The following is a 13,635-nucleotide window of genomic DNA, read 5'->3' on the forward strand; positions in this document are numbered from 1 at the left end:
GACTCACTTAAAGATTGCGAGATCAGCCGCTCTTTCTCCTGGAGCCTCCCCTCCCCTAACTCCATATAAAAAAACATCCAACCATCCCGCCCATCATTCTCAATCAGATAATTCTTCCCATTTTTTAAGACTCTAATTGACCAAGATGAAAAAAAATCCGGGTGATCCGAAAATAAAATCACCTTTGCACCACATCTTCTCATAACTTCATATAGAGCTTTTTGATCCATAACGGCTCCAGCTAATCAATTTTCTCAAAGTTTTCTTTCATCCCTGTAAACACCTGAGTACCGCCACCGCTAGATGGTTGGGAGACACCTCTAACAGACCATGTATCGTCGATTTCCTTTGCGGTCGACTTCAAGACTTTTGTTTTTTCATTCGTCAGATAAACCCCTTTTAATTTAAGTTCTACTGTACCAGCAGCACGATTTTCACCCAACGCACCTATCCCCAACTCCGATGGAGTTGTACTAGAATTTATTGAGTAATAGTTTCCCTGAGGTGCCCCCGGAGACTGGTATTGATAAACACGTTTACCTCTATTTAAAGTCTCTACGTTTACCGACTGGGTAAAATCGATACCATTCAAGTGGCCCGGGATACTAGCCTCATCAAATCTTTGAGATCGATAAAACTCAGTTGCAACCTCACGTCTACCACGCTGAGTAATATCAGCTTGAAGATCGCCTGTCCGCTCATATTTTTCATTTAGTTCTCCCCGTCTCTGTAGAGGGCAGTCGTTGGAAACTTGAGCCAACCCCAACGGATCTACCCACCCCGTCGGGTTAGGCACGTACTGGTAGTGGTTCAACCCACCCGTCAGCTTGATCGGGTCCGGGGTCAGGAAACGGCCGGTGTTGGGATTGTAGTAACGATGCCGGTTGTAGTGCAGGCCGGTTTCCGCGTCGTAGTACTGCCCCTGGAAGCGCAGCGGGTTGTCGATTTCCGCCACTTCCAGGCGGGCGACGTTGCCGTAGGCGCGGTAGCGGGCCGACCAGAGGATTTCGCCGCCGTAGCTGGTCAGCTCCTGCGGAGTGCCCAGGTGGTCGAGCTGGTAGTAGAAGGGCTCGGCCTTCAGCGGGCCTTCACCGTCCAGCATGGCCAGCGGGCGGAAGCTGCCGGGTTCGTAGACGTAGCTGCGGTAGCGGCCTTGGCCGCTTTCGGCGACCAGGCGGTCGCCCTGCCAGATGAATTCGGTGGTCTTGCCGCCCACTTCCTTGGCGATGCGCCGACCGAAGGCGTCGTATCGGTAGCTGACCTGGCGGCCATCGGGCAATTGCACGCCCACCAGGCGGTGCTGGCTGTCGTAGCGATACTGGGTAACCAGCTTCTGCCCGGCGCCGCGGCGTTCGCGGAGCAGGTTGCCGTAGGCGTCGTAGTCGTAGTGGCAGTCCCCCTGCATCAGCAGGCGGTTGCCCTGTACGTTGACCTGCCGTGGGTCGCCCTGCTGGGCATTCTGGGTCAGCAGGTTGCCCGCTGGGTCGTGGGCGAAGCTTTCCGGCAGGTCGCCGCGCACGGCGACCAGGCGGTCCAGCGGGTCGTAGTGGTAACTGCGCACGCCCTTGCGGCTGTCTTCGACGCTGGCGAGGTTGCCGCCGGCATCGTAGCTGTAGCGCCGCTGGTACAGCGCGCGCTCGCGCTGGCTGACCTGGTGGGCGAGAAGCCGGCCCTGTTCGTCGTACTGGTACTGGCTGAGCAGTTGGCCTTGCTGGCGCTGGCGTTCCCGGCCGAAGCTGAACTGGTGGCTGGTCAGGCGCTGGCCGTTCAGGTCGATGGCGCTGAGTTCGCCGCCCGCCCGGTGGCGGTAGTCGAGGGTGCTGCCATCCGGGAGCCGGCAATGGCTCAGCCGCCCCAAGGCATCATAGCCGTATTGCAGGGTCGCCCAGCCCTGGTGTTCGCGGGTCAGGCGGTTCTGCAGGTCGTACTCGTAGGCCAGCGGCCATTCGCCGTCGTCCACGCCCACCAGGCGGCCCAGGGCATCGTAGCTGTAGTGGACCTCGCTGCCGTCGGGCTGCGTTCTGACCAGCAGGCGGCCCGAGGCGTCGCGCTGGTAGCGGGTGACGAGTTCGCTGCCGTCCTCGCCATACTCGGTCTTCTCCAGCAGGTGCCCGTTGAGGTCGTAGGCATAGGCACAAGTGCGCCCGTCGAAACCGGTTTCCCGGCTGATAAGGCCGCTGGGGTGGTAGTCGAGGCGGTACAGCTCGCCACGCTCGTTCTCTATCTCGCTGAGCAGCAGCCGGGCGTTGTCATAGCGGTAGCGCAGTTGGCTGCCGTCGGGATTGATGCGCCGGGTGACGAGGTGCAGGCCACCGTCGTATTCGTAACGGGTCACCCGGCCGAGCTCATCGCGCTCCGCCGTCACCTTGCCGTAGGCGTTGTATTCGTAGGCGCGGCTGGCGCCCCCCGGCAGGGTGACCTGGCGCAGGCGGCCCAGGGCATCCCACTCGAACTGGGTAATGGCGCCCTGTTCGTCCTGGCGGGTGATCTGGCGGCCGAATACGTCATAGCGATAACGGCGCACGCCGTCATCCGGCAGGCGTTCCTCGATCAGTTGGCCCAGGCCGTTCCAGAGCAGTTGATGGCTGCTGCCGTCGGGATGCTGGATTTGCAGCAGGCGGCCGCGTTCGTCGTAGCGGAAGAAGGTGGAATGGCCGTCCGGATCGGTTTGCTGGATGACGTCGCCCTGGGCATTGCGGCGGTAGCGCCAGCTCGCCTTGCCGCGCTCCACGGCGCTGACGAAGCCGTCGCGGTACTCGAAGCTGGTGGGCTCTTCCTCCGGCGGCACCAGGGCCACCAGGTGGCCGCCCTCGTCGTAGTGATACTCGGTCACGGCTCCAAGGGGGTCGCGTTCGGCCACCAGTTGCCCCTGCGGGTTGTAGGCCTTCTCGTGTACCGCGCCGTCGGGATCGACCTGGCGTACCAGGCGTGCGTTGCCGTCGTGGACGAAGACCTGGCGGCCGCCATCGCTCTGGAGCAGGGTCGCGGTACCCGCTTCGTCGTCCCACTCGAACTGGAAGTCCAGGGGCTCGATGCTCGACCACTGGCGCACGCAGCGAGCCTGCTTGCCGGCGCCCTCCCAGGCCCAGTAGAAGCTGGCGCCGCCGGCCAGGTGGCGTTCGAGGATCACATGCTGTTCGTCGTAGCGGTAGCGCTCGATTTCGCCAAGCGCATTGTGCGCCTCCAGCAGTTGGCCAGCGGTGTTGTAGACGTAGCTGGCCAGTGTCTGCACGCTGCGCCAGGAGGCCTCCTCGGTGTCCGCCGGGACCTGCTGCTGGTATTCCACGGCCTGGATGCGGCCCTGCTCGTAGCGGAACGCCAGGGCCCGACCGGCGCCGTTGCTCAGGCGGCTGATGCGGCCGGCGAGGTCGCGGCTGACGTGAAGGCGATTGCCGTAGGCATCGCTGATGGCGACCAGGTCGCCGCCCTTGTCATCGTGGCGGAAGTGGTAGAAGCGCGGCTTGTCGCCCGCCTGGGCCAGGACAAGTTCGGCCGGATCGGCGCCGATGAAGATGGCGGCCTTCGACAGCCGGTTGTTGATGGCGGGCCGCTGCCGGTCCGGCAGCGGGAAGCTGGTACGGCGGTTTTCATGATCGATCCAGGTCACCTGCCCGTCTTCGATCAGCAGACGATGGGCCAGTCCGTGGCTCCAGCCGTACCCCAGGCCGTGGTCGAACTCCACCGCACTGGTGCGGTACAGGCGACTCCAGACGAAGGGCAGCAGGCCATCCAGGCTGGCATCGTCGAGTGTCAGCAGTTCCTCGCCGGTGACCATGGAAACCGGTTCGCCACCGGTGCAGGTTTCCTTGCACGCCTGGGCCGGCCGCTCGTTGGGCGTCGTGGCCTGGCGGTCGACGTTGGGCCGGGCATCGACTTCGCGCAGCGTGCTGTTCTTGCGCGCATCCCAGATCAGTTCCGCCTTGCCACGCTGGACGCCGCTGGCGATGCCGCGGGCGGCCACCACACGGTATTTCTCGATGTAGTCGAGCACGCCTTCGAGGATGCCGAACACCGATTTGACGAAACCGATGACGGCATCGACCAGACGCTTGCCGTACTTGGCCAGGCGCACCGCCAGGTAGGCAATGCCCGTCCCCTCGACCGCGACGGTCAGGACGATAGCGATGAGGATGTCGATCAGCACGGAAACCAGGATCCGCGAGATCTCCTTGGCAGCCGTACCGGCTATCTGGCTCGGTGGCAATGCGGAAAGCCAGAGGGTCGCGCTGCGCAGCAGCAGGTAGAGCACCGCCTCGTCGCTGGCCAGGAGCATCACCCGGGCCATCTTCTGCGGCGCGCTCTTGGCCAGGGCAGCCAGTTCGCTGGCCTTGTCGCCCAGCATGTGGGCGTACTTCATCGGGTCCTGGAGGATCTCGAAGATCAGCTTGATGCCTTCCCAGACATCCTTCACCGCCTGCCAGCTGCCTTCGAGGATGCCGGTGCCGGCGGCCGACAGCACCGACGATACGCCATGGGCCTGCCATTGCGGCCTGAAACCGGCCCACTGCCCACGCAGCCAGGTCTCCAGCTGGTTCGTCAGGCCGTCGTAGCGGCTGAACAGTTCGTCGACCTGTTGCGCACTGACCGCGGAATTCACCTGGATGGAGTACCACTTGCCGGGCTGCCCCTTGAAGCTGGCCTTGCCGTCGTCGCCCAGGGTCAGGGTCTGCTGCAGGCTATTGTCGTCCCGGGAGCGGACATCCACCTGAATGCGCCCCAGCGGCACCTCGTAGGCCGACTCGAACTTGCTCTCGATTTCCAGGATGCCGCTGAGCGGGCACTGCGCGACCAGACCGAAGTCGCTATCGCCCAGGCTCACCGACTTGCTGCTGGAACCCGCCCGGATGCTTCGTTCCATGCCCAGCAGGGATGGCAGGTCCATCGCGCGGCTACCGGCATCGGCCGTCCGGGCGTACCAGCTCTCGGTCATCTCGCGGTACCGAGTCAGGCTGTTCCTGAAGTCATTCAACTCCTGTTCGATTACGGCAATCTGGTCCATCAGTTGAGCTCCAGCGCCAGCTGCTCCAGCAGGGCGTTCTTGAGAGTGGCGACGTCACTGCCGCGGCGGGCGAGATGGGCGATCTTCAGCCGCAGGTTCGCCTCGGGCAGGCAGTCACAGAGGTCGGGATGTTCTTCCTGCAGCCATTGCAGGAGGTTGGCGGACAAGGTGCTGCTGTCCTCGCGCGCCAGGCTGTCCAGCAGTGCCTGTGGCGGCGTCCACCAGGGGAAGGGCCGCTCGGGCGGCAGTACCGTCTCGGCGGCCTGAAGGGCGCGGCCGTTTATCAGGTAGCGATCGAACATCGGCAGCAGGGTCGCGGCATCCGCACCGAGGAAAGTCAGGATCGGCAGGAGATGCCGTCCATCCCAGAAGCGGAAGAACACTTCGTTGCCTTCCGGCATCCTTACCTGGGTCAGGCTGCGCAGGTGTCCGAAGATGCGCTCGGGGTCGCCGCTGGAAACGGCCAGCCACCCCCAATCCTCGGCGTCGGTCTCGCCGACCCAATCGAGGAAACTGCCGTCGGTCTCTGGTTCGACGAGATAGGGCATCACCTCTTGCCAATCGGCGTAGGGCGTTCCCTGCCAGAGCGGTCGCAGCGCCCGATGCATGCCCTGGCGGTTCCAGGCCCTCAGCGGGGCGGCCGCGCTGACGCTGCTGAACACGCCGTACAGCCGCTCGCCTTCGGCCAGCGGCTTCGCGGCCAGCCATTCACGTGGGGTGAGGCGTTCAGAAGACACAATGGCCCTCCTTGCACTTCTCGCATTCCTCGCAGAAGGGCGCGCTGCGCTTGAAGGTATTGATCTGCGCCGGGGTCAGGAGGGACCCGGGCCGGTCGGCATCAGCCTGTTGGAGCAGGCCCGGCAGCAAAGGAGCCGCCGCCGTGCCCGTGCCGGGGCTGCCTCCACTGTTGACCCGTACCGTGGCGCCGCTGAGGGTGACGCCAGCGCCGTCCAGCTTGACGAAACTGCCGCCAGCCTTGATGGTCAGTTCGCTACCGGCTTCCAGCACCACCTTGAGTCCGGCGGAGAGGTGGATTTCCTGACCGGCCTCGATGAACTGGCCATTACCGAGCTTCAGGTGCTGGTCGTTGCCCACCGTCAGGTGGTCGTCGGCGCGCACCTCGACCTTGCGGTCGCCATGGGTGGTGCGGTGTTCCTCGGCCTTGAACTCGCTGTAGGCGTTGGCTTCCACGGTGTCGTGGCGTTCGTGGCCGACGCGGATCTTCTGGTCGTGCTCGATGTTCTCGTCCCAGTCGCGCTGGGCATGCAGGTAGATCTGTTCCTGGCCCTTGCGGTCCTCGATGCGCAGCTCGTTGTAGCCACCGCCGCCGGGGCTGGAGAGCGTCTTGAACAGGCTGCGGGTCTTGTTCGCCGGCAGCTCGTAGGCCGGCAGGTGCTCGGCGTGGTACAGGCAGCCGCTGATCAGCGGCTGGTCTGGATCACCCTCGAGGAAGGTCACCAGCACTTCCATGCCGATGCGCGGGATGGCGATGGCGCCGTACTGCTTGCCGGCCCAGTTGGAGGCCACGCGCAGCCAGCAACTGGTCTTGTCGTCGGCCGCACCGATGCGGTCCCAGTGGAACTGCACCTTGACCCTGCCGTAGCGGTCACAATGGATTTCCTCGCCCTTCGGCCCCGTCACCACGGCGGTCTGGCTGCCCAGCACGCGCGGCTTGGGATGCGCCAGCGGCGGGCGGTAGGGCACGTCCCAGGGCGTGGCGAGGAAACGGTTGCGGTAGCCCTGGTGGAAGTCGTCCTGGCCGTCGCGGGCGTCGCTGGTGACCGACTCTTCCAGCACCTGCGGCTGCTTGCCTTCGTGCAACACTTCGGTGAGCAACCAGAGGTCGTTCCACTCATCGCGCGGGTGCTCGCGCAGGGGCAGGAAATGGCCGCTGCGCAGGCTCGGCTGGTCGCTGCGGCCCTCGGCCTGGCGGTAGTCGGCGCGGTGCCTTTCCAGGCTGCGCTGGCTCAGCAGCTTGCCGCGCTCGCGCTCGGTGAAGCGGCCGGGGTAATCGTAGTCCTCGAGATCCGGGCGGCTGTCGCTGCGGGCCATGCTTTCCAGTTGCAGCCTGGGCTTCTCGAAGTCGTAGTCGCGGCGGCTGACGCGGGCGGTACGGGTTTCCAGGCGCTGGCCGAAGCGCTTGATCACCGGCAGGTCGGCGACCAGGCCGGAGTCCTGCTGGTAGGCCACCGGGGCCAGCTTGGGGAAGGCCGTCTGGTCGTCGCCGAACACCAGCAGGTGCCCGTCGGGGCCGTGCTCGAAGTGGTAGTGGAGGCCTTCCTCTTCGCACAGTCGCTGGACGAAGTGCAGGTCGCTCTCGTCGTACTGGGTGCAGTAGTCGCGCGGCGGGTAGACGGTGGGGCCGAGCTGGAAGCGCTGGGCATCGGCGAGGATGCCGTGCTCTTCCAGCACCTGGGTGATGATCTGCGGCACCGTCAGCTGCTGGAAAATGCGCTGGTTATGCCGATGCGCGAGGTAGACCAAACGTGGCACCAGGCTCACCTGGTAGCGGGTCAGACGCTGGCCGGATTCGCCCTGGGCCACCCGGTGCAACTGGCCATGGATGCCGTGGCCCTGCCCCAGGTCCAGGTAGGCGCCCTTGTGCAGCAGGCTTTCCAGGTCCAGGTCGGGACGTTCGCTGACCAGCTCGATATCGAAGCGGTAGGGCTGGTTCAGGGCTTCGCGGCCGTGGAATTCGAGGACTTGCAGGTCGCTGTCGAGGCCGTCGAGGGTCAGGCTGAAATGGGGCTGGTTGGCCGGGGCGAACATCCTATGTTCCTCTGCGCAGAGGGCCTGCCCGGCAGTTGCCGCAGCGCCGGCTCAGGCCTGGAAAAGACACATCGGCCGGAAACCCGGCCGATGTGAACAGCATGTGTCGCGACCGATCAGGAGGCGATCGGGGTGCGCCAGTCGTCGGAACCGGAGGTACCGGAAACCTCGTGGGTCCAGACGATCTTGCGGTAGGTGAAGTAGACGTCTTCCAGATGGGTGAAATGCGCCATGTTCGGGTCCTGGCAGTTCGGCATGCGCGACTGCACGTCGACGATCACCGCGTCTTCCAGTTCGATGGTGAAGTAGTGCTCCTGGGTGCCGGTGGAGGAGGTGCGGTACCACTCCAGGCGGCACTTGTTCAGGCGCTCGCCGGAGGTCAGAGCGTTGAAGATCAGCGGCGAGGACTTGTCGAAGACCTTGGTGATCATCAGCGGCTTGTGCACGCGCTGGCCGGTCGGCTGGCCGGACTGCGGGTCGCGCGGGATGATGACCTGGTGGTTGAACGCCTGGACCAGGACCTGGTCTTCGTGGCCTTCCTGGAAGATGTTGCCGACCGAGTCCTCGGTGAAGGTGCCGGCGGTGATCAGGCCCTGTTTGGTGCCTTCGAGGGACAGATACGCGGGTGTTGGCATGAAAGCTCTCCTTGCCGTGTGAGTTGATGGCCCCGGGGTTCACGACCCAGTGGGTGGCCGGGCTATAACAATTTGCGTGCCAAACACTTCTCAGCGCCCGGAATACAAGGCTTGCGATAAAGCAGCCATTGTTTTTGAACAACTCACGCCACGGTTAGTGCGCAACTTCTTGCACACCACTGCGCAACTTATTTCACACCAGGCATCCACCCCTACTCCCATCTATTCGGAAGCGATACAACCCGAACTTTTCCCGTAAAAACCTCGGCAAGAATTTGCACACCGTGGAATATCACAGCTCTTCTTCAACATACCAAGGGTTGGAAAAAGTTCCCGGGCAAATCGATATCAAATCGATATCAAACAGCATTAATCGGAGATTAAGAAATTTCTTAGCAATGCTGAAAAGCGCGAAAAAGCACCTGTAAAACCGCTGAAAACCATCATTCTAGAGCCATTCAAAAGGAATGAGGGTTGTGTGCGCCAACTCACACGACCTCATTTGGACTTGAAAATCCTACAAATAAAATAGCCAATGTCCTACAAGACATCCTTGATCAATACATGCACTATTGCCCGCCACTTGGCCGGCAGTTTCTTGCCACCCAGGAATGCCGATCGCCCGTCCGGGAACCTCATACGGGAACTTTTAGTACGGCGTCATATAGATAGTTCAGCCTAATCACGGAACGATTGCAGGGATGAGCCACACCAGAAAACTTGCATCGCATTATCTCGAACTGGCCGATACGCCTGCCTCGCAGGTGAATTACGCCGGCGAGGACGTCCGTTATTCGGTGGAATTCGAAGCGCTGGAAACCGAGCTGAGCAAGGCCACCTCCCTGCATGGCGGCGGCCCGATCGACTGGCAGAAGATCCTGGAGGGCAGCGAGCGCCTGCTGCGAGAGCAATCCAAGGATCTACGCGTCGCTGCCTGGCTGACCTGGGCCCTGCAGCAACGCGAATCCTTTTCCGGCCTGCTGGCCGGCCTGGGGATGCTCCTGCGGCTCTGCGAGCAGCACTGGGATGATGTCCACCCGCGCAAGCCGCGGACCCGAGCGGCAGCCCTGGAATGGCTGGCGACACGTCTGGAGCCCCTGTTCGCCGACGATGTTGCGGTAAAGGAGCAGCTGCCGTTGTTCCGCCAGTTGGCCGATACCCTCAAGAAGCTGGAGGAGCTCCTCCACGAAAAGCTGGGCGATGATGTCCCCAGGTTGCTTCCGCCGCAGAGGGCCCTGGAGGCGATGGTCCAGCGGGCCTCCCAGGCGCAGCCCGAACAGGGGCCGGTCGGCGCGGTCATGGCCCAGGTGAAGCAGGCCGCCACTCAGTTGCTGGCGCCTGTCAGCAGCATCGAGAACGAGAAGGACGCCCACAAGGCCCTGCGCGCCCAGCAGGACGGGGCCCGCCCGCTCTGCGCCTGGTGGCTGAAGCAGAAGGCCACCGACCTGCGCGCACTGCGCCTGAACCGCACCCTGCTGTGGCTGCCGATAGACAACCTGCCAGAACGCAATGCCGAACAACTCACGGCGCTGCGCGGTCTGCCCCAGGACAAGCTGAACAACTACCGCGAGCGTTTCGAGAAAGGCCACTACGCCGACCTGCTGGTCGACCTGGAAGGCAGTCTCGCGCGTTCGCCCTTCTGGTTCGACGGCCAGCGCCTGGCCTGGGAGTGCCTGCAGGCGCTGGACGCCGAACACGCCATGCGTGAAGTGGAAATCCAGTTGGCGCTGTTCCTGCAGCGGCTGCCCGGGGTGGTCGAGTTGCGCTTCCACGATGGCAGCCCTTTCGCCGACCCGGCCACTCGCGCCTGGATCAGCGCCTATGTCCTTCCCCATCTGCAGGCGCCGGCCAGCATCCGCGAAGTGCCGGTGAGCCAGGAACTCCCAGCCTGGGAACTGGCCCTGCAGGAAGCCTTGCCGGTGTTGCGCAAGGACGGCCTGAAACCCGCGGTACAGCAGCTCAAGCAGGGGCTGCAGAGCGCCTATGGCGGCCGCCAGCGCTTCTTCTGGCAACTGAGCATGGCGCGCCTGTGCTACCAGGCCAAGAAATACGAACTGGCCCGCACCCAACTGGAATCCCTCGACCAGGAACTGCAGGACACCGGCCTGCACGACTGGGAACCCGACCTCGCCCTGGAGGTGCTGCACCTGTTGCACAGCTGCTGCGAACTGCTACCGCAGAACCATGCCGTGCGCGAGCGCAAGGACGAGGTCTATCGCAGGCTGTGCCATCTCGACCTCGAGATGGTGCTCGACTAGGCCTTCGGGCCCTAACGCAAAGGAGACATGCCATGGCCAAAGAAGGCTCGGTAGCCCCCAAGGAACGCATCAACATCACTTTCAAGCCGGCTACCGGCGGTGCTCAGGAAGAAATCGAGCTGCCGCTGAAGGTACTGGTGCTCGGTGACTTCACCCAGCGCGCAGACGAACGCAAGGTCGAGGATCGCAAGCCGATCGGCATCGACAAGAACAACTTCGACGAAGTGCTGGCCAAGCAGGAACTGGGCCTCACCCTGAGCGTGCCGAACCGACTGCAGGACGAAGGTGGCAGCGACGAACTGGCCATCGCCCTGAAGATCAACTCGATGAAGGACTTCAACCCCGCCAACCTGGTCGACCAGGTGCCGGAGCTGAAGAAACTGATGGAGCTGCGCGAAGCCCTGGTCGCCCTGAAGGGCCCGCTGGGCAATGCCCCGGCCTTCCGCAAGGCCATCGAGGGCGTGCTCGCCGACGAGGAATCGCGTGGCCGCGTACTCAACGAGCTCGGCCTCGACGGCAACGAGCAGGACGCCTGAGCCAAGGACTGAAAAGGAAGCCAACACATGAGCACCAGCGCAGTACAGCAAAACGGCGGCGCCAGCACCGAATACGGCATTCTCGACCGCATCATCGCCGAAACCCGCCTGAGCCCGGACGACGACGCCTACGGCATCGCCAAACGCGGCGTGTCGGCCTTCATCGAGGAGCTGCTGAAGCCGCAGAACCAGGGCGAACCGGTGAAGAAGGCCCTGGTCGACCGGATGATCGCCGAGATCGACGCCAAGCTCAGCCAGCAGATGGACGAAATCCTCCACCACGCCGAGTTCCAGGCACTGGAGTCGTCCTGGCGCGGCCTGAAGCTGCTGATCGACCGCACCAACTTCCGCGAGAACATCAAGGTCGAACTGCTCAACGTCTCCAAGCAGGACCTGCTGGATGATTTCGAGGACTCCCCGGAAGTGGTCCAGTCCGGCCTCTACAAGCACATCTACACCGCCGAGTACGGCCAGTTCGGCGGCCAGCCGGTGGGCGCCATCGTCGCCAACTACTACTTCGACCCGAGCGCGCCCGACGTCAAGACCATGCAGTACGTGGCCAGCGTCGCCAGCATGTCCCACGCGCCCTTCATCGCCGCTGCCGGCCCGAAGTTCTTCGGCCTGGAAAGCTTCACCGGGCTACCGGACCTGAAGGACCTGCGCGATCACTTCGAAGGCCCGCAGTTCACCAAGTGGCAGAGTTTCCGTGAGCAGGAGGACGCGCGCTACGTCGGCCTGACCGTCCCGCGCTTCCTGCTGCGCAACCCGTACGACCCGGAAGACAACCCGGTGAAGACCTTCGTCTACAAGGAAAACGTCGCCAACAACCACGAGCACTACCTGTGGGGCAACACGGCCTATACCTTCGCCAGCAGGCTGACCGACAGCTTCGCCAAGTTCCGCTGGTGCCCGAACATCATCGGCCCGCAGAGCGGCGGCGCGGTGGAGGACCTGCCGCTTCACCACTTCGAGAGCATGGGTGAGATCGAGACCAAGATCCCCACCGAGGTGCTGGTATCCGACCGCCGCGAGTACGAGCTGGCCGAGGAAGGCTTCATCGCCCTGACCATGCGCAAGGGCAGCGACAACGCGGCGTTCTTCTCCGCCAACTCGGTGCAGAAGGCCAAGAACTTCGGCATCAGCGAGGAAGGCAAGATCGCCGAGCTCAACTACAAGCTCGGCACCCAGTTGCCCTACCTGTTCATCGTCAACCGCCTGGCGCATTACCTGAAGGTGCTGCAACGCGAGCAGATCGGTGCCTGGAAGGAGCGCACCGACCTGGAGCTGGAACTCAACAAGTGGATTCGCCAGTACGTCGCCGACCAGGAGAACCCCAGCGCCGAAGTCCGTAGCCGCCGTCCGCTGCGCGCCGCGCAGGTGGTGGTCAGCGATGTCGACGGCGAGCCGGGCTGGTACCGCGTCAGCCTGAGCGTGCGTCCGCACTTCAAGTACATGGGGGCGGACTTCACCCTGTCGCTGGTCGGCAAGCTCGACAAGGAATGAGCAGGAGCTGAGCGATGAGCGGATACGGCAGCCTTTTCGAACGCCTCGGCGGCGAAGCCGGCCAACGTGCCGGCTGGAGCCGGGAGGTCGCCGCCATGGCGTCGGTGGCTGCCCATCTGGCCAAGATGCTCAGCACCCGTGCGGGCAGCGTGCAAACGCTGCCCGACTACGGGCTGCCCGACCTCAACGACATGCGCCTGAGCCTGCACGACGCCCTGAACCAGGCCCGCAATGCCATCGAGCGCTTCATCGAAGCCTATGAGCCACGCCTGTCGAATGTCCGTGTGAGCCCCCTGCCCCGCGAGCGCGACCCGCTGCACCTCGCCTTCTCCATCGAAGGCGTGCTCGAAGTCGACGGCCTCAAGCGTCCGGTCAGCTTCGCCGCGAGCCTGAATGGCAGCGGCCAGGTCCAGGTCAGCTAAGGAGAACCCCATGTCCGGAAAACCCGCCGCCCGCGTCACCGACCCGACCGCCTGCCCCGTCCCGGGCCACGGCGTGAACCCGATCGCCGCCGGCTCCCCCGACGTGCTCTTCGACGGCCTGCCCGCCGCTCGACAAGGCGACCCGTCCGCTTGCGGCGGCGCCATGGCCGGCAACGTGATCCCGAACGTGCTGATCAACGGCAAGCCGGCCGTCGTGGTCGGCAGCGTGGGTAGCCATGGCAATGTGGTCGTTGGTGGGTCGGGGACGGTGCTTATCGGGAGTACCCATTCACCCGCATCTTTCGTGGCACCGCTACCGATTGCCTTTGGCTTCGATGCTCAGTGCCTGCTGACGAACAGCCTGGGCGATCCTTTGGCCAACACCCGCTATTTGATTGTCCGCCAGGATGGCACTGAGGAAAGTGGTATCTCTGACGAGAACGGCCTGACCCATCGCCTGGCGGCACATTCCCAGGCCGAAAAATTCGAAATTTTCATCGAATTCTGAGGGAC

9 protein-coding genes are annotated in these 13,635 nt (G+C 63.5%); 5 read left to right on the forward strand and 4 right to left on the reverse strand.

The features are described from left to right. Positions 1–241: 241 nt before the first annotated feature. The 4 genes from ACTWJ5_RS26485 to ACTWJ5_RS26500 all read right to left on the reverse strand — a co-directional run bounded on the left by ACTWJ5_RS26485 (position 242) and on the right by ACTWJ5_RS26500 (position 8,403). Positions 242–4,999 carry a polymorphic toxin type 46 domain-containing protein gene (locus tag ACTWJ5_RS26485; RefSeq protein ID WP_444436856.1) on the reverse strand — a complete coding sequence of 1,586 codons (4,758 nt, stop codon included), beginning with the start codon at positions 4,997–4,999 and terminating at the stop codon, positions 242–244. Continuing rightward, entirely contained in the window at positions 4,999–5,736 is a 738-nt protein-coding gene (locus ACTWJ5_RS26490; RefSeq protein ID WP_253410252.1) for a DUF4123 domain-containing protein, read from the reverse strand. Before ACTWJ5_RS26490 ends, ACTWJ5_RS26485 begins: the two co-directional genes overlap by 1 nt. After that, entirely contained in the window at positions 5,726–7,768 is a 2,043-nt protein-coding gene (gene tssI / locus ACTWJ5_RS26495; protein ID WP_444436857.1) for a type VI secretion system tip protein TssI/VgrG, read from the reverse strand. The genes ACTWJ5_RS26490 and tssI overlap by 11 nt, the downstream gene beginning before the upstream one ends. 116 nt (positions 7,769–7,884) lie before the next feature. Continuing rightward, positions 7,885–8,403, reverse strand: a complete 519-nt coding sequence (locus ACTWJ5_RS26500; protein WP_043269424.1) for an Hcp family type VI secretion system effector — start codon at positions 8,401–8,403, stop codon at positions 7,885–7,887. A 701-nt stretch (positions 8,404–9,104) separates the two neighbouring features. On the opposite strand from ACTWJ5_RS26500, the gene tssA reads away from it, so the two are divergent. Genes tssA through ACTWJ5_RS26525 form a run of 5 tightly spaced genes read left to right on the forward strand, consistent with a single transcriptional unit; the run spans position 9,105 to position 13,630 of the window. Further along, a complete protein-coding gene (gene tssA / locus ACTWJ5_RS26505; protein WP_074986240.1) occupies positions 9,105–10,661 on the forward strand; it encodes a type VI secretion system protein TssA in 1,557 nt (518 codons plus the stop codon). A 32-nt stretch (positions 10,662–10,693) separates the two neighbouring features. Then, positions 10,694–11,197, forward strand: a complete 504-nt coding sequence (gene tssB, locus ACTWJ5_RS26510) for a type VI secretion system contractile sheath small subunit (RefSeq protein ID WP_043273230.1) — start codon at positions 10,694–10,696, stop codon at positions 11,195–11,197. A gap of 27 nt (positions 11,198–11,224) precedes the next feature. Then, entirely contained in the window at positions 11,225–12,700 is a 1,476-nt protein-coding gene (gene tssC, locus ACTWJ5_RS26515; protein ID WP_074986237.1) for a type VI secretion system contractile sheath large subunit, read from the forward strand. 14 nt (positions 12,701–12,714) lie between these two features. Then, complete coding sequence (gene tssE, locus ACTWJ5_RS26520; protein ID WP_043273235.1) at positions 12,715–13,122, forward strand: type VI secretion system baseplate subunit TssE; 408 nt, start codon at positions 12,715–12,717, stop codon at positions 13,120–13,122. Positions 13,123–13,132: 10 nt separating this feature from the next. Continuing rightward, positions 13,133–13,630, forward strand: a complete 498-nt coding sequence (locus ACTWJ5_RS26525) for a PAAR domain-containing protein (RefSeq protein WP_074986232.1) — start codon at positions 13,133–13,135, stop codon at positions 13,628–13,630. The last annotated feature ends 5 nt before the right edge of the window (positions 13,631–13,635 follow it).

This window comes from Pseudomonas sp. A6 (assembly GCF_052367875.1).
GTDB classification, from domain to species: Bacteria; Pseudomonadota; Gammaproteobacteria; order Pseudomonadales; family Pseudomonadaceae; genus Pseudomonas; species Pseudomonas citronellolis.